Origin of the sequence: Candidatus Pseudothioglobus sp. Uisw_016 (assembly GCF_048087635.1) — a bacterium.
Taxonomy (GTDB): domain Bacteria; phylum Pseudomonadota; class Gammaproteobacteria; order PS1; family Pseudothioglobaceae; genus Pseudothioglobus.
Genome location: NZ_CP159806.1, coordinates 108,092 through 128,750, shown reverse-complemented (window position 1 = coordinate 128,750; position 20,659 = coordinate 108,092). Strand labels below are relative to the sequence as shown.

14 protein-coding genes are annotated in these 20,659 nt (G+C 37.9%); 2 read left to right on the top strand and 12 right to left on the bottom strand.

Annotation, left to right across the window (positions count from 1 at the left end):
* The 8 genes from ABXT69_RS00645 to tkt form a co-directional block, all read right to left on the bottom strand.
* Complete coding sequence (locus tag ABXT69_RS00645; protein WP_416678239.1) at window positions 1-771, bottom strand: TatD family hydrolase; 771 nt, start codon at window positions 769-771, stop codon at window positions 1-3.
* Window positions 772-780: 9 nt separating this feature from the next.
* The gene (gene rsmG, locus ABXT69_RS00640) at window positions 781-1,392 is read right to left on the bottom strand and encodes a 16S rRNA (guanine(527)-N(7))-methyltransferase RsmG (protein ID WP_416678236.1); all 612 of its coding nucleotides are present in this window, start codon (window positions 1,390-1,392) and stop codon (window positions 781-783) included.
* The gene (mnmG, locus tag ABXT69_RS00635) at window positions 1,389-3,260 is read right to left on the bottom strand and encodes a tRNA uridine-5-carboxymethylaminomethyl(34) synthesis enzyme MnmG (RefSeq protein ID WP_416678235.1); all 1,872 of its coding nucleotides are present in this window, start codon (window positions 3,258-3,260) and stop codon (window positions 1,389-1,391) included. The genes rsmG and mnmG overlap by 4 nt, the downstream gene beginning before the upstream one ends.
* Window positions 3,261-3,367: 107 nt before the next feature.
* On the bottom strand, window positions 3,368-4,429 hold the full coding sequence (locus ABXT69_RS00630) for a class I fructose-bisphosphate aldolase (RefSeq protein WP_416678233.1): 1,062 nt from the start codon (window positions 4,427-4,429) through the stop codon (window positions 3,368-3,370).
* A 25-nt stretch (window positions 4,430-4,454) separates the two neighbouring features.
* Window positions 4,455-5,903: a pyruvate kinase gene (pyk, locus tag ABXT69_RS00625; RefSeq protein WP_416679604.1), complete on the bottom strand. Its 1,449-nt coding sequence runs from the start codon at window positions 5,901-5,903 to the stop codon at window positions 4,455-4,457.
* Window positions 5,896-7,068, bottom strand: a complete 1,173-nt coding sequence (locus tag ABXT69_RS00620; RefSeq protein WP_416678231.1) for a phosphoglycerate kinase — start codon at window positions 7,066-7,068, stop codon at window positions 5,896-5,898. The genes pyk and ABXT69_RS00620 overlap by 8 nt, the downstream gene beginning before the upstream one ends.
* A gap of 24 nt (window positions 7,069-7,092) precedes the next feature.
* Entirely contained in the window at window positions 7,093-8,091 is a 999-nt protein-coding gene (gap, locus tag ABXT69_RS00615) for a type I glyceraldehyde-3-phosphate dehydrogenase (RefSeq protein ID WP_416678230.1), read from the bottom strand.
* A 21-nt stretch (window positions 8,092-8,112) separates the two neighbouring features.
* The gene (gene tkt / locus ABXT69_RS00610) at window positions 8,113-10,101 is read right to left on the bottom strand and encodes a transketolase (RefSeq protein WP_416678228.1); all 1,989 of its coding nucleotides are present in this window, start codon (window positions 10,099-10,101) and stop codon (window positions 8,113-8,115) included.
* 279 nt (window positions 10,102-10,380) lie between these two features.
* Here tkt and ppsA point away from each other — a divergent pair, with 279 nt between their 5' ends.
* Together ppsA and ABXT69_RS00600 are read left to right on the top strand one after the other, a co-directional pair.
* Window positions 10,381-12,744 carry a phosphoenolpyruvate synthase gene (ppsA, locus tag ABXT69_RS00605; RefSeq protein ID WP_416678225.1) on the top strand — a complete coding sequence of 788 codons (2,364 nt, stop codon included), beginning with the start codon at window positions 10,381-10,383 and terminating at the stop codon, window positions 12,742-12,744.
* A gap of 9 nt (window positions 12,745-12,753) precedes the next feature.
* Complete coding sequence (locus tag ABXT69_RS00600) at window positions 12,754-13,566, top strand: pyruvate, water dikinase regulatory protein (protein WP_271537855.1); 813 nt, start codon at window positions 12,754-12,756, stop codon at window positions 13,564-13,566.
* 43 nt (window positions 13,567-13,609) lie between these two features.
* On the opposite strand, the gene fdhF is transcribed toward ABXT69_RS00600, so the two are convergent.
* From fdhF to ABXT69_RS00580, 4 genes are read right to left on the bottom strand one after another with little or no spacing between them, the layout of a single operon-like run.
* Window positions 13,610-16,324: a formate dehydrogenase subunit alpha gene (gene fdhF, locus ABXT69_RS00595; RefSeq protein ID WP_416678222.1), complete on the bottom strand. Its 2,715-nt coding sequence runs from the start codon at window positions 16,322-16,324 to the stop codon at window positions 13,610-13,612.
* A 1-nt stretch (window position 16,325) separates the two neighbouring features.
* A complete protein-coding gene (locus ABXT69_RS00590) occupies window positions 16,326-17,966 on the bottom strand; it encodes an NADH-ubiquinone oxidoreductase-F iron-sulfur binding region domain-containing protein (protein WP_416678220.1) in 1,641 nt (546 codons plus the stop codon).
* 17 nt (window positions 17,967-17,983) lie between these two features.
* Window positions 17,984-18,829 carry a formate dehydrogenase accessory sulfurtransferase FdhD gene (gene fdhD, locus ABXT69_RS00585; RefSeq protein ID WP_416678218.1) on the bottom strand — a complete coding sequence of 282 codons (846 nt, stop codon included), beginning with the start codon at window positions 18,827-18,829 and terminating at the stop codon, window positions 17,984-17,986.
* 3 nt (window positions 18,830-18,832) lie between these two features.
* Window positions 18,833-20,512: a formate--tetrahydrofolate ligase gene (locus ABXT69_RS00580; protein ID WP_416678217.1), complete on the bottom strand. Its 1,680-nt coding sequence runs from the start codon at window positions 20,510-20,512 to the stop codon at window positions 18,833-18,835.
* Window positions 20,513-20,659 lie beyond the last annotated feature (147 nt).

The window sequence follows — 20,659 nt, the reverse complement described above, 5'->3', positions numbered from 1 at the left end:
TCACGAAAAAAATAGCCGATTAAAATTATCAGTGGTGACTTTAGCAATCTCAGAAATACTCGTATTACGAATTTCTGCAAGCCTCTCTGCTACATAGTATGTATAGGCAGGACTATTAGGCCTTCCTCTATTAGGAACAGGGGTTAAATATGGCGAGTCTGTTTCAACCAGAAGACGCTCAGCAGGTATTTTTTTTGCAACATCACGCAAAGATTGAGCACTTTTAAACGTCAAAATACCCGAAAAAGAAATGTAATAACCAAGATCCAATGCTGCTTTGGCAGTTTCCCAATCCTCAGAAAAGCAGTGCATAACGGCTGACTCAGCCTTCTCTTCAGAGAGAATTTTGATAGTGTCAGATTTAGCTTCTCTAGTATGAATAATCAGAGGCTTTCCACAAATGTTAGATGCTTTAATATGCCTACGGAAGCGATCTCTTTGCCAGTCAGCCTGATCTTCCTTAACATGAAAATAATCCAAACCAGTCTCGCCAATTGCAATGATTCTGTCACTTTTTGCATATTCAAGTAACTCTTCTGTAGTTGGGTCTTTACAATTAGTTTCTGTTGGATGCACGCCAACTGACGAATATATATTAGAGTGTGCTAATGCAAGATCATGAACTTGATCAAAATGCTCCAAATCAATACACACACATAGAAATTTCTTTACAGAGAGCTCACTGGCATGCTTGAGCATTGACTCAATACTTCCTCCAAAAGCATCTAAGTCAACTCGGTCTATGTGGCAATGAGAGTCTATTATTTCCATAAATAAAAATTATAGCTGAATTTCTAAAAGTGAACGATTATCTGAAACAAATGGAACTTTTAAAATATGCACTTTTGCCTTCATTTTTTGAATAGTTTCTTCATCAATATTGTCACCCTTCATCATTAAGTAGCGACCATCATCCGCTATTAAATGTTTCACTTTTTCAATAGTACTCGCAACATCTGAAAATGCTCGGGATGTTATTTGAGGAAAAGACTCATGATAACTAAATGACTCAACTCTACTATTAACTACTGTTAGATTGGTCAAAGACAGTTCTGTTTTTACAGTTTGCATAAATCGACATTTTTTACCAACACTATCGATGACAAAAACACTAGTTTTAGGCATCATAATTGCAATGATAATCCCAGGTAAACCAGCGCCAGAGCCGACATCTAGTAATAATCCAGGCTTTATGAAACATACTATTGAAAGGCTATCCAAAAAGTGTTTTTTAATTGACTCTAGAGGGTCGCGTATGGCACTTAAATTGTATACCTTATTCCATTTAATAATTAATGCATGAAACCTAAGGAGCTGCTGCACTTGAAACTCTGAAAGATCAACATTCATTAACTCCGCCCCTTCACAGAGCAGCCTCTCGTTTTCATTCATGACAGGGCTTTGTAAGTTTTCAGAAAAACCAATAGAATAGAAATTGATGCTGGGGTTACGCCTTGAATTCTACTAGCTTGACCAATTGTCTCAGGCTTGTATTCATTAAGCTTTTGCCTAACCTCATTGGATAAGGCTTTAATCTCACTGTAATCAATATCTGATGAAAGCTTAGTGTTCTCATTTTTACGATATTTTTCAATTTCAACTAATTGTCGTTTTATATAGCCCTCATATTTAATTTGATTTTCTACTTGCTCGATAATCATCCTATCTTCCAGAAAGGGTTTTGCATTTTCGATCTGACTGAGCAGCTTATAGTCAATATTTGGTCTTTTTAATAGGGCCTCTAAACTATATTCATGACTAAGCTTTATTCCCAAAACTTTTTCTGCTTGGGCGTCTCCTGACTGAACCCAAAAAGACTTTAAACGTTTTTTTTCATTCGCTACTTGCTCATATTTTCCATTAAAAGAAAGCCAACGTAAATCATCAACTAGTCCCATTTCTCTAGCTTGTGGAGTTAATCTCTCATCAGCATTATCTTCTCGAAGTAAAAGGCGATATTCAGCTCGAGAGGTAAACATCCGATAAGGCTCTGATGCTCCCTTGGTCGTCAAATCATCAACCATAACGCCAATATAAGACTCGTCCCGTTTAGGCGTCCAAGGGTCTTTCTCTTGAATCTGTAATGCAGCATTAATTCCAGCAAGCAAACCTTGTGCAGCAGCTTCTTCATAACCAGTAGTGCCATTAATCTGTCCTGCAAAGAAAAGACCTGATATTTTCTTAACTTCTAGTGTTTGTTTTAACCCTCTTGGATCAAAAAAATCATATTCAATGGCGTAGCCTGGACGAATGATCTTTGCATCTTCAAAACCTTTAATAGAGTTAACAAAATCCTCTTGAACTTCAAATGCTAGCGATGTTGAAATGCCATTTGGATACACTTCATGAGTTGTAAGTCCCTCTGGTTCAACGAATATTTGATGTGAGTCTCTTTCTGCAAATCTAACAACCTTATCCTCAATTGAAGGGCAATATCGAGGGCCAACGCCTTCTATTTTTCCACTATAGAGTGGCGAGTCTTTTAGACCATTAGTAATATATTCATGAGTTTTTGCATTCGTATGTGTAATAAAACATGGAATTTGTTCTGGGTGATCAGTTGATCTCCCCATAAATGAAAAAGTTGGTAGTGGGGTATCACCCTCTTGTTTTTGTAAGACATTATAGTTAATTGTTCTTCCATCAAGGCGTGGTGGGGTTCCTGTTTTGAGCCTCCCTACACCTAAATCATAAGAACGTAGCCGTTCAGATAAGATATTAGCTGGCGCATCGCCAGCCCTTCCTCCTTGATAATTCTGTTTGCCAATATGAATAATTCCACCTAAAAAAGTGCCTGAAGTTAAGATAACTTTATCTGCAAAGAACTCCAAGCCCATTTGCGTTATAACGCCTTTAACTCTGTTATTTTCAATAATTAAATCGTCAACTGGTTGCTGAAATAAACTTAGATTTTCTTGATTTTCAATTTTTTTTCTTATGGCTGCTTTATACAATATTCTGTCTGCTTGAGCCCTGGTAGCCCTAACAGCCGGTCCTTTAGATGCGTTAAGCGTTCTAAACTGAATACCTGACAAATCAATAGCTTTTGCCATTATGCCGCCCATTGCATCAATCTCTTTAACAAGATGACCCTTACCAATTCCACCAATCGCAGGATTACAACTCATCTGCCCAAGTGTCTCCACATTATGAGTTATTAGCAATGTATCGACACCCATTCTAGCTGATGCAAGGGCTGCCTCAGTTCCAGCATGACCTCCACCAACAACAATTACTGGGTAATATTTACTTTTATTCATTCATTTTTGTTTTAACAATAAAAAGGCCCGACATAATTCGGGTCTTTTATTATACGCTTTAAGCTTTAGACTAAATTCTTAAGTCCAAATCTGATAAAAAGCAAAGATTAATACTTATAACCAGCTTCAAATAATGTGTCTTGAGATGAAGGCTGAGAACCAGCAACATAATCACCAGTAGAGGACTCTGAGTTAGCTTGGCATCTTGCCATTAAGGCTTTTTGGCCTGCTTCAATGTCACTTCCTTTCCAGGCTTGTAAACATGATTGCTGTAAAGCCCTTCCATAAGAAAACGTCAAACTTGTAGCGCTCTTATGTTCAATACTATTCATAGTATTAAGATAAACAGAAGCATCTTCTTCAGTTAGCCCGCCCGAAAGAAACATAATTCCTGGAACTGCAGCTGGTACACATCGATTCATTGTGCGAACTGTCATCTTAGCAACCTCTTCCGAGCCAGCTTTATTGGAATTATCAGCACCAGAAACTGTCATTGAAGGTTTTAATAATGTTCCCTCTAAGAAAACGTTATTTTCTGAGCAAGCTTTGTAGACTTCAACCAGGACCCTCTCTTGAACTTCTGCTGTCTTCTCAATAGTGTGATCCCCATCCATTAAAATTTCAGGCTCAATAATGGGAACAAGTCCTGACTCCTGACAAATTTTTGCATATCTTGCAAGGCCCCAAGCATTCTCCCTTATTGCAAGATCTGTAGGGCATCCGTCAGCAGTAATTTGCAATACAGCGCGCCATTTTGCGAAACGTGCTCCTTGTTTATAGTACTCAGCAGTTCTCTCAGCAAGACCTTCCAGACCCTTACACCACGTCTCTACTTCATGCCCCCCAGCTAATGGACTTAAGCCTTTATCTACCTTAATGCCTGGAATTATTCCCAGCTTATTAATTTTAGAAACCATAGTTTCACCATCAAGGTGGTTTTGATAAAGTGTCTCTTCAAAAAGGATGACTCCACTAATATATTCACCAATTCCTTCTGCAGTAAAGAGCATTCCACGATAGGCTTGACGATTTTCTTCTGTGTTTTCTACGTTAATACCAGCAAGTCGTTTTCCTATAGTTGGAGTAGACTCATCAACTGCAAGAAGTCCTTTGCCTCTAGCAGCCAATAGATTTGCAGTTTGTCTTAATTCTTCTTGATTATTTATCATAATTTTTCACCCTTATAATTTACTTTTAATAATTTCCATCGCCTACACGCAAAATTTTCATCAGATTTGTGCCGCCTGATTTATCCTTATGCATCCCCTTTGTAACAATAACAATATCTCCTTTCTCAACTTGGGATTTATCCTCCAGATTTTCTATAACATGGCTATTGACATCATTCCAATCATCCGCACTTGTTTTATCTATATAACAAGGATAGACTCCTCTATAAATAGTAACTTTTTTTAAAGTTTTGTAATTATCTGACATTGCAAAAATTGCAATATTAGAACTAATTCTCGACATCCAAAGCGCTGTTTTTCCAGTTTGAGTGAGAGTTGCCACTACCTTTGCACCCAAATGGTTAGCAGCATACATTGAGCTCATAGCAATTGTTTCATCAATACCCTCAAAATGCTCATGAAGTCTGTGATGAGATACTTTTGCTGTCGGGCTTTTTTCTGTTTCCAAACAGACATCACTCATTGTTTTGACTGCCTCTACAGGATGAGCACCTACTGCAGTTTCTGCAGAAAGCATCACTGCATCAGTTCCATCTAAAACTGCATTTGCTACATCAAAAACCTCTGCTCTAGTTGGTATAGGGCTAGTAATCATTGATTCCAACATTTGAGTTGCTGTTATAACAAATCTATCATTTGCCCTAGCCAATAAGATTAGACGTTTTTGTTGCGCAGGAAGCTGAGGATCTCCAATTTCAACACCTAAATCACCACGTGCGACCATAATTCCAGCTGATTCTTGAATAATCTCATTAATCACATCTTCCTGCAATGCTTCAGCTCGCTCAATTTTTGCAATAACACTAGCATTCGATCCAGCCTCCTTAAGAAGCCTCTTGGTCTCACGAATATCATCTGCATGAACAGGAAAAGAAATAGCGACATAATCAGCATCCGCCTTAGCCGCAGTATGAATATCTTGCTTATCTTTTTCAGTTAAAGCGCTTGCGCTTAGCCCGCCGCCACGTAAATTTATTCCCTTATTGTTAGATAAAGTTCCACCCTGAAGAACTTCAGTTAAAATTTTTGGCCCATCTATCTGCAAAACTTTGAGAATTATTTTTCCATCATCTAACAGTAAAGTATTTCCAGCGCTTAAATCATTTGGGAGTTGTTTATAAGCTATCCCGACTGAAGTCTGAGTCCCTTCAGATTTTGGTAACTCCGCATCAAGAGTAAATTGATCTCCCCTGCTAAGTAATACCTTATTATCTATAAAAGAAGAAATTCTAATTTTTGGGCCTTGCAGATCCATCAATACACCAATAAAGGTATCATTTTCTTTTTCATACTTTCTGACTTGAGCAATTCGCTCTAAGTGTTCTTTTTCATTATTATGCGAAAAATTAATTCGAATAACGTTTACGCCAGCATCTAAAATCCCTTTTAAAACCTCAGGGTCATCAGTTGATGGTCCAAGAGTGGCTAAAATTTTTGTTCTTCTATTAATTATTTTGCTCCTGCATTCTTTTCTCTAACACTTCAACAACAGGGAGTTTCTTTCCTTCTAGAAATTCTAAAAATGCACCTCCACCAGTTGAAATGTAGGATATTTTATCTTCAATATTAAATTTACTAACAGCTGCCAAGGTATCACCGCCACCAGCAATCGAAAAGGCATCTGAATCTGCAATTGCATGCGCTATTTTCTCAGTACCATTTGCAAACTGCTCAAATTCAAATACGCCCACAGGTCCATTCCAAACTATTGTTCCTGCATTTTTCATAATTTCACATAACTCTTCAATAGAATTAGGGCCAATATCAAAAATCATGTCGTCAGAAGCAACACTGCTTGAATTTTTACTTTCTGCAGTTGCAAACTCAGAGAATTCTTTACCGCATACTACATCACCTGGGATAGGGATTTGACAATGCTCCATTAATGCTTGGGCTGTAGGAATAAGATCATGCTCACAAAGAGACTGGCCAACACTATAGCCTTGAGCCGCAATGAATGTATTAGCAATACCTCCACCAACCACTAACTGATCAACAATTTTAGAAAGTGCATCTAGAACAGTTAGTTTAGTTGAAACTTTTGATCCTCCAACAATAGCAACCATTGGTCTTTTTGGGTTTTCAAGTGCTTTACCAAGAGCCTCAAGCTCACCAACGAGAAGTGGGCCGGCGCAGGCAATTGGTGCGAACTCAGCAACGCCATAGGTTGAGGCATGGGCTCTATGTGCAGTCCCAAAAGCATCTTGCACACAAACATCGCATAAAGATGCCATTTGTCTTGACAAGGCCTCATCGTTTTCTTTTTCACCCACATTAAATCTGACATTTTCACAAAGAACAACTTCACCAAAATTCATCTCTACACCATCAAGCCAGTTTGATTCAAGAATTACTGGCTGGCCTAGTAAATCAGAAAGATATTTAGCTACTGGTTTAAGTGAATATATTTCATCAAACTCACCAGCATCTGGTCTTCCAAGGTGTGACATTATCATAACCTTAGCGCCAGCTTTAAGTGCGTGAGTAATAGTTGGTAATGAAGCTAAAATACGCTTATCACTGGTTACCTCACCATTTTTTATTGGGACATTTAAATCTTGCCTAATTAAAACTCTCTTTCCGCTTAAATCAAGATCAGTCATCTTAAGTAAATTCATCAAACCCCCCAAGTCAAATTAAAACTATTGTGAAACGTGTCCAGCTAAACGCAATAAGTTGCATGTATAACTATACTCATTATCATACCAAGAGACTATTTTAACAAATGTAGAGTCCATTGACATGCCTGCTTCTGCATCAAATATTGAGGCAAAAGTGCTTCCAACAAAGTCTGTCGAAACAACTTTTTCATCTGTATAGCCTAGAACGCCTTTCATTGGGCCCTGAGAAGCTGACTTCATTGCCGCGCAAATTGCCTCATAATCAGACTCATCATTCAACTCAGCAGTTAAGTCAACAACTGAAACATCAGAAGTGGGAACTCTAAAAGCCATTCCAGTTAATTTACCATTAAGTTCAGGCAGAACTTTACCAACCGCTTTTGCTGCTCCTGTTGATGATGGAATAATATTTTCTAATATACCTCGGCCACCACGCCAGTCTTTCAAAGAAGGGCTATCAACAGCTTTTTGAGTCGCTGTTGCTGCATGGACTGTAGTCATCAAGCCACGCTTAATACCCCATTCATCATTAAGCACTTTAGCAATTGGAGCTAAGCAATTTGTAGTGCATGAAGCAGCTGATATTATTGACTGACCATCATAGGAGTCGTGGTTAACGCCATATACAAACATTGGCGTGTGATCTTTGGAAGGGGCTGACTGTATTACTTTTTTAGCGCCTGCATCTATATGCGCCTGGCAGCCCTCTTCTGTTAAGAAAAAACCGGTACAGTCAATAACTAAATCTGCACCAATGTCTCCCCACTTTAAATCTGCAGGATTACGCTCAGCAGTTAAACGAATCTTTTTTCCATCAATGACAAAATTATTTCCTTCTACTGAGACATCTTTACCAAACCTTCCATGCACTGAATCATATTTCAGCATATAAGATAGATAATCATTATCTAGTAAGTCATTAATTCCAACTACTTCTAAATTAGCAAAATCCTTATCAATTGCACGAAAAACCATTCTACCAATTCGGCCAAAACCATTAATTCCAACTTTTATTGTCATCTTAAACTCCTATTAAAAAAATTAACTTAAAACTTTGTTAACGGTGGCAATTACGTTATCCACTGTAAACCCAAAATGTTTAAATAGTTCTCCAGCGGGGGCTGATTCACCATATGTGGTCATTGACACTATCCCTCCCTCAAGACCTACATACTTATACCATGACTCCGCGACACCGGCTTCTATAGCAACGCGCTTAACTCCAGGCGATAATACTGAATCCCTGTATCCTTGATCTTGCTCATCAAACGCATTTGTGGATGGCATTGATACAACACGAACCTTCTTATCGCTCATTATTGTTGCAGCATCAACTGCCAATGAAACTTCTGAGCCAGTAGCAATTAAAATTATGTCAGCATCGCCACTACAATCTTTAAGCACATATCCGCCTTTCTCAATATTACTCACTTGCTCAATGGTTCGCTCCATTGGGGTCAAGTTTTGTCTAGAGAAAATTAATGCAGTAGGTGCATCACCTCTTAACATAGCTATTTTCCATGATACTGCGGACTCAATGGCATCACATGCTCGCCACGTTTGAAAGTTAGGTATGACTCTCATAGTAGCTATCTGCTCAACAGCCTGATGAGTTGGACCATCTTCACCAAGACCAATTGAATCATGGGTATATACAAAAATTGTTCCAATCTTCATCATTGCAGACATTCGAAGAGCATTTCTCATATATTCCATGAACATAAGAAATGTTGCGCCATAAACCTTAAAGCCACCATGCAAAACCATGCCATTCATCATTGCAGCCATTCCAAACTCACGAACTCCCCAGGAGATATAGTTTCCATCTGCATTTTCAGCGTTAACTAAAACGCTTCCAGACCAATTTGTCAAATTTGAACCAGTTAAATCTGCAGATCCACCAAATAATTCAGGAACTATGGGCCCCATTGCTTCGATTGTATTTTGGGAGGCTTTACGTGATGCTATATTGGGCATATCTTGCTGTGTTTTAGCAATAAAGTCGTCCATTTTAGAGTCAAAATTATCTGGTAAGCTTCCAGAAATTCGGCGCAGAAATTCGGCAGCTTCACTTGGAAAGCTAGCACTATAAGCTTTAAATTTTTCATTCCATCCATCTTCTACTTCAGCGCCTTCAATCTTATGATCCCAGCCCTCATAAATCTCTTCAGGAATTTCGAATGATCCATAATTCCAACCGAGTTTTTCTCGAGTTTTTGCAATTTCCTCATCACCTAAAGGTGCGCCATGGCAGTTATGAGAGCCTGCTAGATTAGGAGATCCAAAACCAATTACAGTTCGAGTGCATATTAAGGTGGGTCTATCATTCATTGCTTTAGCTTCAACTATAGCAGCATTGATAGCTTCAGGATCATGACCATCAACATCAGATATAACATGCCAATTGTAAGATTTAAAGCGAGCTGGGACCCCTTTTTCCATCCAATCACCAATATGTCCATCGATTGAAATATCATTGTCATCCCAGAATGCTATTAGTTTTCCCAAACCAAGAGTCCCAGCCATTGCGCATGATTCATGCGACAGCCCCTCCATAAGACAACCATCGCCCATAAATGCATACGTATGGTGGTCTACAATAGAATGGCCTGGCTTATTAAACTGAGCAGCAAGAGTTCGTTCCGCAATTGCCATGCCTACTGCATTACAAATACCTTGACCTAATGGGCCTGTCGTTGTCTCAACTCCATCAGCATAACCATATTCTGGATGTCCAGGTGTTTTAGAGTGAAGTTGACGAAAATCTTTTAGATCATTGATACTTAAATCGAACCCAGTCAAATGCAGTAAAGAATAGATAAGCATTGATCCATGACCATTTGATAGAACAAATCGATCTCTGTTTGACCAATTTGAGTTTGATGGGTTAAACTTTAAATGTTTATTCCATAAAACTTCTGCAATATCAGCCATTCCCATTGGGGCGCCGGGGTGCCCAGAGTTTGCTTTTTGCACAGCATCCATGCTCAAGGCTCGGATAGCATTTGCTAATTCAATTTGTGTCGCCATTATTTAAACCCCTGAAAATATTGTGAACCATAAATTATACATTTTTTTTTTACTTTTCTATCGTCAAAAAAGCCCATATAAAAGCAAATAGTAGGAATAATATTCAATTGCAATATAGTATCATTATCAAATTATGAAATACTTTACAATCTGTAATTCACTTCATTTTTAATGTATTAAAATTATACTTTTGATAAAAAACTCTAGTATTACATTTTGTGTCAAAATGAATGCTACTTCATCAAATCTTGAGTTAATAAATAATATAAAAGGACCTTAATGTTTGAAAATATAGTCTGGCTAGATGATGTTGGCATGTCTGATGTTGAAAAGGTTGGAGGTAAAAATGCTTCTTTAGGTGAAATGATTAGTGGGCTGAGTTCGCAAGGTGTTCGAGTTCCTGGGGGCTTTGCAACAACAGCTGAGGCTTTTGAATCTTTCTTAAATTATTCACATTTAAAAACTCAAATCAATGAACTTCTAGTTTCGCTAGATATTACTGACATTAAAGAGCTTACCAAAACTGGAGCATTAATTCGTCAGTGGGTTGAAGACGCGCCATTTCCCGATGACCTTCATAAATCTATTGTTGAAAGTTACCAAAAATTAACTGAAAAATATGGTCCATCTGTAACCTTTGCAGTTCGTTCATCAGCAACTGCAGAGGACTTACCTGAAGCATCTTTTGCCGGTCAACAAGAAACTTATCTGAATGTTAGCGGTATCGATGATATTTTGAGTTCTATTAAAAAAGTATTTGCATCACTCTATAACGATAGAGCCATTTCCTATAGAGTTCATCAGGGTTTTGAACATGAAATGGTATCTCTTTCTGCTGGAGTCCAACAAATGGTTAGAAGTGATATTGGAGCAAGTGGAGTAATGTTTACTCTAGATACTGAGTCTGGATTTGACGAAGTTGTTTTTATTACGTCTGCTTATGGACTAGGCGAAACTGTCGTTCAAGGCTCTGTAAACCCAGATGAATTTTATGTTCATAAACCAACACTAAAATCAGGAAAGCCAGCAATTTTGTCTAGAAGTCTTGGCTCTAAGTCAATAAAAATGATTTATTCAGATGCAAAATCAAGCTCACCAGTTACAACCACTGAAGTTGAAGCTCAAGAGCGCCTAAGATTTAGTTTAAATGATGCTCAAATTGAAGAACTTGCTGAATATGCAATGAAAATTGAGACGCATTATGGAAGAGCAATGGATATTGAATGGGCTCTTGATGGATCTGATGGCAAAATCTATATTGTTCAAGCAAGGCCTGAAACTGTTAAAAGTCGACAAAGTTCTCAGAAAATTGAGCGCTATAAGCTCCTTGAAACCTCTGAAATTCTTATAGAAGGTCGCGCAATTGGTCAAAAAATTGGAACCGGTCAAATCAGAATAATTAACAGCTTATCAGAAATGGATTTGGTGAGTAAGGGTGATGTTCTAGTAACTGATATGACGGACCCAGACTGGGAGCCTGTTATGAAACTAGCATCTGCAATTATTACAAACCGCGGCGGCAGAACATGTCATGCGGCAATTATAGCTAGAGAACTTGGAGTACCAGCAATTGTTGGTACAGGAAATGCAACTGAAATACTTAAAGATTCTGAGGTGATTACAGCATCTTGCGCTGAAGGGGATACAGGAAAAGTTTATCAAGGAACTTTAAAATTTGAGCATACATTTTCTGAAGTAAGCAACCTGCCAGAAATTCCTGTCAAAATTATGATGAATGTGGGAAACCCCTCTAGGGCATATGATTTTTCAAGTATTCCAAATGCTGGAGTGGGCCTTGCTAGACTCGAATTTATTATAAATAATACAATTGGTATTCATCCTAAAGCTTTACTTGAATTTGATAGCCTTCCAAAAGATCTTAAAGATGAAATTCAAAAAAGAACCTCTTGCTATAAGTCTCCTATAGATTTTTATATTCAAAAATTAACGGAAGGAATTTCAACAATTGCTGCAAGCTTTTCCAAATCGCCAGTAATCATTAGAATGTCTGATTTTAAATCTAATGAATATTCAAATTTATTTGCAGGTGAGCTATATGAGCCACATGAAGAAAACCCAATGATTGGCTTTCGTGGTGCATCAAGATATATCTCTGAAGATTTTAGAGAATGCTTTGAATTAGAATGTCTTGCAATTAAAAATGTTAGAAATGAGATGGGTTTTAAAAATGTTGAAATAATGATTCCTTTCGTTCGAACAACCTCTGAAGCTTCAAAAGTAATTGAACTCTTAAAAGAGAATGGGTTGGAGCGAGGAAAAGATGGTTTAAGAATAATCATGATGTGTGAACTTCCATCAAACGCCATTATCGCTGAAGATTTTTTACAATATTTTGATGGCTTCTCTATTGGCTCAAATGATTTAACACAATTAACACTTGGGATGGATAGAGACTCCGGCCTAATAGCTGAAGGATTTGATGAAAGAAATGATGCAGTTAAAAAATTGATTACCATGGCCGTTGAGGCGTGCCATCGTCAGGGCAAATATATTGGCATATGCGGTCAAGGACCTTCAGATCATATTGATTTTGCAGAGTGGCTGCTAAAACAACAGATAACTAGCATCTCACTAAACCCTGACACTGTTGTTGAAACTTGGAATAAGCTTGGCAAGCTTTAAAACATTAATATGAGAACTGTATTTTTTATTTCAGATAGAACGGGTATTACAGCTGAAGCACTTGGTAACAGTCTTCTTACACAATTCCCTGAAATAAACTTTAAAAGGGTTAATCTAGCATTTATAGATACGCAAAAAAAAGCTCAGACAGCTGCCTTATTAATTAAAGAAGCCTCAGAAGCTGATGGCGAGCCTGCTCTTATTTTCAGTACCCAAGTATCAGCTGAATATGCCCATTTACTTGAAAATAGTGGTGGGATTATTTTTGATTTTTTTGAAACTTTTATTTCAAAAATGGAAGATACTCTTGAGACTAAATCATCTCATGAAATGGGACTTTCTCATGGAGTAGGAAATAAAAATACATACTCGGGTCGAATTGATAGTATAAATTTTGCACTCAATAACGATGATGGGTTATCTACTAAAAATTATGATCATGCAGATATAATTCTTACTGGAGTATCAAGATCAGGTAAAACGCCCACATGTCTTTTTTTAGCGCTTCAATATGGAATATATGCTGCTAATTATCCATTAATAGATGAGGACTTAGATTCAGTTAAACTTCCGAGTGTTTTAAAGCCATTTAAAAACAAGCTTTATGGGTTAAGTATCAATCCTGTTCGACTTCAGAATATAAGGGGTGAAAGGAGGTCTAATAGTGGCTATGCATCAATTGAACAGTGTCAAAAGGAAGTTAGAAGAGCGGAAGATATGTATGTTCAAAATAATGTACCCTTTATAGATACAAGCCACATCTCGATTGAAGAAATCGCAGGGCGGATATTACAAAAAAGTAAGCTAGAAAGACGCTATTAATTTTTTTAAAGTGAGCCCATAAAGACTCACTTTATTTAACCTACTAAGAAGCTTTTAAGACGTCTACAGCTACAATCTTGTATTCTGGACACTTAGTCTCTTCATCAGTAACTGCACTTGTTACCTCATTAATTAACACTTCAGGAAAATGAAAAGTAGTTCTTATGACTCCTTTTTTCACACGATCAGTAACCTCAACATCAAGAGTAATTTCACCTCTATCAGACTTCAAAGTTGCGCGATCACCAGTTATAAGATCTTTCGCCCTTGCGTCTTTTGGATTTAGCATAATTACATCTTTCGTCAAGATTTTTACGTTTGATGTTCGCCTTGTCATAGTTGCACAGTTGTAATGTTGAAGTTCACGACTAGTAGTAAGAATAAATGGATACTCATTCTTGTGCTTAGTAAGTTCTTCACTTTCCTTCCAATCATGATAGTGAAACTTACCCTTGCCTCGCTTAAATTCACCAATATGAAGTATTTGAGTGTCTTCGCCTTTTTTATTAACAGGCCACTGTAAGCCCATTGGGCTTGCGCGCAAACCCTCCCAAGTTACGCCCTCAAAAAATGAAACCACACTGGCTATTTCTTTCAAAACAAGCTCAGCATTGAAATCAGGCTGATCAAAGCCTAATTTACGCATCATTTCTACAATAATCTGACCATCTGTTTTTGTTCCAGGAAGTGGCTTAACTGCAGCATTTACTTGCTGAATTCGTCTCTCAGTATTTGTAAATGTACCACTCTTTTCAAGAAAAGTTGTTCCTGGTAGAACTACGTCAGCCATTTTGGCAGTTTCACTCATAAAGATTTCTTGCACAACAAGCAAATCAAGGCCTTGCATAGCCTTAACAACATGATGTGTATTTGGGTCTGTTTGAACAACATCTTCAGCAAAAATCCATAGCGCTTTAAGGGATCCATCTACTGCACCATCAAACATTTCTGGAATCTTTCTACCTTGAGTTGTTGGCGAAGGAAGACCTAACTTATCTTCATAGAAATCTTGAACTTCTTTTTGATCCATCCATAAGTATCCTGGACCATGATGAGGTTGGCAGCCCATATCTGCAGCACCTTGCACGTTATTCTGGCCACGAAGTGGGTTAACACCCACACCAGGACGACCAAGATTACCTGTCATCATTGCCAGATTTGAAATTAACATAACTGTCTTTGTACCCTGAGAATGCTCAGTTACACCTAGGCCATGAAACTCCATAGCATTTTTTGCAGAGGCATATGCAATCGCTGCTGCTTTAACATCATCTTTATCAAGGCCACTAATTTCAGCCATTGCATCAACATCAAGATTTTTTATTTGTTCAATAAACTCTTCACCACCCTCACATCGTTCTTTAATAAATTCTTGGTCTAGAAGATCAGCCTCTACTATGAAGTGCTGAAACATATTTAATACTGCAACATTTGTTCCAGGTTTAAGCTGTAAGTGGTGATCAGCCATCCTAGCCAATTCAGTGCGAATTGGGTCAATAACAATAAGTGTTGCTCCAGACATGGCTTGCTGCTTAATTTTTGCGCCAGTTACAGGATGCGCAGAAGTTGGATTTGCACCAATAACCATCATGCAATCGGCTAAAGGAATATCAGCAGTTGAATTAGTACCAGCACCTGTTCCAAAACTTTGTTGCATTCCCCAGGCAGTAGGTGAATGGCAAACACGGGCACAACAGTCAATATTATTAGTGCCAACTATTTGACGAATCATTTTTTGAAACATATAGTTTTCTTCATTAGTACAGCGTGCAGAAGAAATACCAGCTATAGCATCTGGACCATGATTCTCTTTGATTGATTCAAATTTGTCTTTAATAAAATCTAAAGCTTCATCCCAAGAACAAGGAACCAACTCTCCATTTTTTCTAATAAGTGGTGATGTTAGCCTGTCTTCATGGTTATAAAATTTAAATGCATAGCGCCCCTTTAAGCAGGTATGTCCTGCATTAACAGCATCTTGAGGTGCTCGGATTGATAACACTTCATCATTTTTTACAGCCACTTCTAGATTACAACCTACTCCACAGTATGAGCATGTCGTTCTAACTGTTTTGTCAGCTTCAACTGATTTTGACTGAAATACATCAGATATTGCTGATGTTGGACAAGTTTGTGCACAGGCACCACAAGAGACGCATGAAGAGTCTCCAAAGAGCATGTCATTATCTGTTGTAATACGAGACTCAAAACCTCTTCCTGTCATCGTCAACGTAAATTGACCTTGAACTTCATCACAAGCACGCACACATCTTGAACAATTAATACATTTCGACAGATCCATTCTCATATAAGCATGAGACAAGTCCTTTTCACGATCACAATGGTTTTCACCTTTTGCATAACGTATTTGGCGAACACCTACACTTGCCGCAACGTCTTGTAATTCACAGTTACCATTGACTTCACAAGTCAGACAATCAGGCGGATGATCACTTAAAACTAGTTCAACAATATTCTTTCGCAGTTTTTTAATACTAGTAGAATTTGTATGAATTCGCATACCTGGAACAATCGGCGTATGACATGATGCTACTGTTCTCTTTGGCCCATCTTCTGATTGTTGAACTTCAACAGAACAAACCCTACAAGCCCCATATGGCTGAAGATTATCGTCATTACAAAGGGTTGGAATAATTTTGTCTCCAAGAGCCTTATCAGTAAACGCTAAAATAGATGATGAGTCATCAAACGGGAACTCAACATCATCAATAAATACACCTTGCGGGTTTTCTGACATACTACTTCTCCATCATAGGTTGGAACTCGTCACCGCAGTGCTCGAGTAAATTTTTAATTGCAAGAGGAAGGCCGCCGCCTAATGCGCATAACGATCCTACTTCCATTGTCTCTAATAAATCATAAATCAATTCTTCAGAAAATTTTTGTTTTCCTTCAATAGCTGATTCTAGCATTTCTTTGCCGCGAACAGAGCCTAATCTACAAGGAAAGCATTTGCCGCATGACTCATGCGCAGTAAAAGCAAACAAGTGTTTCGCATACTCAACTGCCGAAAATGACTTAGGAATACATACAAAACTAGCATGTCCAAGTAAAAATCCACCCTCAGAGAAAGCTTCAAAATCTAATGTAAGAGTTTTTAAAATATCAACTGGAACAATCCCGCCTAAAGGACCGCCAATCTGCAGAGCTTTGATATCATCATTGAAGCCACCGCCAATCTCATCAATAATAAAACTAATTGGGGTTCCCAAATCAACTTCATAGAGACCTGGATTATTGAAATAACCATCTAAAGAGATTAATTTAGTCCCTAGAGATCTGCCGTTTCCAATGCTTTTGTAAACCTCACTTCCGAGTTTGAATATTGCAGCAACCGCTGCTAGGCTTTCAACATTATTAACTACAGTTGGTTTTTTGTATAAACCCTCTACGACAGGAAAAGGAGGTCGTACATCAACTTCTGCACGTCGCCCTTCAATAGATGCTATTAATGCAGTTTCTTCACCACAAATATAAGCGCCTTGACCCTCAACAACATTCATATCAAAGTCAAAGCCAGTGCCTAAAATATTATCACCAAGTAGTCCTAGTTCACGAAGTTTTGCTAATGAGTCATTCGTAATAGTAATGGACTCAGGATATTCACCTCGAATGTACAAAAAACCTTGTTTGGAACCAATGATATAAGCGCAAATTACCATACCAAATAGAACCTTAAGTGGCTGCTCTTCCATCAAATATCTATCAGAAAATGCTCCAGGATCGCCTTCATCAGCATTACACACAACATACTTTGTTGAAACTTCTTGATCTTTACAAAACTCCCATTTCATTCCAGTTGGAAATCCTGCACCTCCTCGCCCGCGAAGTCCTGAATCTTTTAAAGACGCTATTAAATCATCTTTGTCAGTTGCAAAACATACTTCAAGTAAATCTTTAAAATCGTCATAAGTAGAGAAAACACTCTCTTCCACTAAGAATGGAGTATTTGAAAATGATTTCATTGTATAAGCAGGGCTAGTATGCTTTCCAGCAATGATTTGATCTAATTTATTGATGTCATCGCCTGAATAGTTTTCACCGTTATAGTTAAATGCACTATTTTCATAACACCTTCCTAGGCAAATCATCTCACCAACGTTCTCTTCTCCAAATTTTTGATTCAGCTTATCAGCAACAACATCTTGGGTGCCCCTACAAAGACAAGCACTTCCAGAACACACATAGGCTTTTTTACTTTTAAAGTCTTCATTAAGAAAGTCATAGAAACTCTTAGTACTGTGCACCGTAGAGACACCTAAATTATATTCAGCTGCAAGCTCCGAATCACTAGCATCTGTTGGACTGACCGAAATCTTTCCAAACAAACTATTTTTGTCATCTTTTTTTCCTGACAATAAACTGATATTTCTAGACATTTAATCTCCTAAGATCTTTAACTAATGCGCCAAGCACCAGTATATATATTATATTTATTTTTTTTGATGAAACCTACCAAAGTAATATCAAATTTTTTCGCTAAATCAAGTGCTAATGAAGTTGGAGCTCCGATACCAACAATCATTCCTATTCTAGACATTACTGCTTTTTGTATGATGTCAAATCCTAGTCGACCAGAACACATAACAAATTGCTCAATCGGTCTCAGCATATCATTGCACCTTACGTGGCCTATCAATTTATCTAGCGCATTATGTCTACCCACATCTTCTGCTAAATGGAGTACTTTCCCACCCTCAGTCAATAGTGCACTGGCATGAACACCTCCGGTATTAGCAAATTGTTCTTGTCTCGCTCTTAATATATTAGGCAGTTCTGTAATCAAATCAATACTTACAATTGGACCAGCTTTATCAATATTTGGCTCATAGGCAATTTCAATGGCATTTAGAGTACCTTTCCCACAAACACCACAACTCGAATTAACCATAAAGTGACGCTGTAAATTCTTCAAATCTAATTTGTTACCTTTTGCTAAAGTAATTATTAGTGAGTTATCAACATCATATTTGCCCTTATTTTCACCATTGACATCTATCGTATCAATAGCCTTCTTATCTTGAATAATACCCTCAGAAAACAGTAACCCACTAACCAAAGCTTCATCATCCCCTGGCGTTCTCATGGTTACCATAAGAGGGTCTATAATCCATTCATTATTTTTAAAATAACGAATAGCAATTTCTAGTGGCTCTTCAATAGCAATGCAGTCACTTGACTCCTCTAGAGTTGAATTCTCAACCCTGTGAATGTCATAATCAACTGTATCACTAATAGTCATAACTTAAAAAAGACCTTGGACTAGTCCATGCTCATCCAGCTTAATCTTATCTGCTGCAGGAACTCTTGGTAATCCTGGCATAGTCATAATTGCGCCACAAACCACTACAACAAACTCAGCACCTGCTGAAAGCCTAACTTCTCGAATCGACATTGAGTGTCCAGTTGGAGCGCCTAATAATTGAGGGTCAGTAGAAAAACTATACTGTGTTTTGGCGATACAAACTGGTAAATGACCAAAACCGTTATCTTGGTACCTATTAAGTTCAGCCCTAATAACTTTATCCGCTAAAACCTCATCTGCACCATAGAGTTTTTTGGCAATAGTTTCTACTTTCTCCAATAGGGATAGCTCATCATCATACAATGTTTTGAATTGCGCAGTACCCGAGTCAGCAAGTTTAACTACCTTTTCTGCTAGGTCAATTGCACCTTCACCGCCGTGTTCCCAGTGACTTGTAACACTCACTTCTACATTAAACTGCTCACAATAATCTCTGATTACTTGAAATTCAGCCTCAGTATCCGATACAAATTTATTAATACCAACGACAAGTGGAACTCCAAACTGGCTCAGGTTACGAATATGTCTTCCAAGATTCACGCAGCCTTGACCAAGCGCGTCAGTATTTTCATTATTTAAATCTGCTTTAGCAACGCCGCCTTGATGCTTGAGAGCCCTAACTGTTGCTACTAAAACAACAGCATCTGGCGCAAGTCCTGCTTTACGGCATTTAATATCAAAGAATTTTTCTGCACCTAAATCAGCTCCAAATCCAGCTTCTGTTACAACATAATCTGATAATTTAAGTGCTGTCTTTGTAGCAATAACTGAATTACAGCCATGAGCTATATTTGCAAACGGACCACCATGAATCAACGCAGGATTGCCCTCTAAAGTTTGAACTAAATTTGGTCTAAATGCATCCTTTAGTAGAACTGTCATTGCATGATGAGCATTAATTTGTTTTGCCCTTACTGGCGTTAAATCACGAGTATAGGCGATTATGATATTTCCCAATTTTTCTTCAAGCTCTGTCAAGTTTTGTGACAAGCAAAAAATAGCCATGACTTCAGAGGCAACTGTAATATCAAAGCCATCTTCGCGCGGATAACCATTTGTTGAGCCACCCAAAGAAGAAGTAATTGTCCGAAGGGAGCGGTCATTCATATCAACAACACGACGAAATACTACTTTTCTGCTATCTATATTTGTTGAATTTCCCCAGTAAATATGATTATCAATCATTGCAGAAAGTAAGCTATGCGCTGAAGTAATTGCATGAAAGTCACCAGTAAAATGAAGATTAATATCTTCCATTGGAATTACTTGTGCATAACCGCCACCAGCAGCTCCACCTTTCATACCAAAACATGGTCCTAAACTTGGCTCACGTAGGCAAACTGTTGTTTGTTTACCAATCTTATTAAGGCCATCAGTGAGACCAACAGAAGTAGTTGTCTTACCCTCTCCAGCTGGCGTAGGCGTTACAGCAGTAACCAGAATGAGTTTGCCATTTTTATTCTTTTGGACTGCGTCTATAGCGCTCCATGAAATCTTAGCCTTGTCATGCCCAAAAGGCACCAAGTCAGCTTGATCAATATTGAGTTTTGCACCAATGTCATTAATGTGTTCACCGGTTACTTCTCTGGCAATATCAATATCTGTTTTATACTCGCTCATTTTTTCTCCTAAATACTCACGAAAGTAAAAAGATAAAGAACAATTTCACCTGTTATTTTCAAGTGAAAATAGCTCTTTAGCTATAAATATAATATTTGGAACATTATCTTACAAAATCAATCGCACTTTAATAATTAAATTCATAAC

What these genes read in the sequence shown, in the direction of transcription:
- mnmG (WP_416678235.1), bottom strand. Translation starts at nt 3,260, where the DNA reads ATGAATAAAAGTAAATATTACCCAGTAATTGTTGTTGGTGGAGGTCAT.
- tkt (WP_416678228.1), bottom strand. Translation starts at nt 10,101, where the DNA reads ATGGCGACACAAATTGAATTAGCAAATGCTATCCGAGCCTTGAGCATG.
- gap (WP_416678230.1), bottom strand. Translation starts at nt 8,091, where the DNA reads ATGACAATAAAAGTTGGAATTAATGGTTTTGGCCGAATTGGTAGAATG.
- ABXT69_RS00645 (WP_416678239.1), bottom strand. Translation starts at nt 771, where the DNA reads ATGGAAATAATAGACTCTCATTGCCACATAGACCGAGTTGACTTAGAT.
- rsmG (WP_416678236.1), bottom strand. Translation starts at nt 1,392, where the DNA reads ATGAATGAAAACGAGAGGCTGCTCTGTGAAGGGGCGGAGTTAATGAAT.
- ABXT69_RS00580 (WP_416678217.1), bottom strand. Translation starts at nt 20,512, where the DNA reads ATGAGCGAGTATAAAACAGATATTGATATTGCCAGAGAAGTAACCGGT.
- fdhD (WP_416678218.1), bottom strand. Translation starts at nt 18,829, where the DNA reads ATGACTATTAGTGATACAGTTGATTATGACATTCACAGGGTTGAGAAT.
- ABXT69_RS00590 (WP_416678220.1), bottom strand. Translation starts at nt 17,966, where the DNA reads ATGTCTAGAAATATCAGTTTATTGTCAGGAAAAAAAGATGACAAAAAT.
- fdhF (WP_416678222.1), bottom strand. Translation starts at nt 16,324, where the DNA reads ATGTCAGAAAACCCGCAAGGTGTATTTATTGATGATGTTGAGTTCCCG.
- ABXT69_RS00600 (WP_271537855.1), top strand. Translation starts at nt 12,754, where the DNA reads ATGAGAACTGTATTTTTTATTTCAGATAGAACGGGTATTACAGCTGAA.
- ppsA (WP_416678225.1), top strand. Translation starts at nt 10,381, where the DNA reads ATGTTTGAAAATATAGTCTGGCTAGATGATGTTGGCATGTCTGATGTT.
- ABXT69_RS00620 (WP_416678231.1), bottom strand. Translation starts at nt 7,068, where the DNA reads ATGAATTTACTTAAGATGACTGATCTTGATTTAAGCGGAAAGAGAGTT.
- ABXT69_RS00630 (WP_416678233.1), bottom strand. Translation starts at nt 4,429, where the DNA reads ATGATAAATAATCAAGAAGAATTAAGACAAACTGCAAATCTATTGGCT.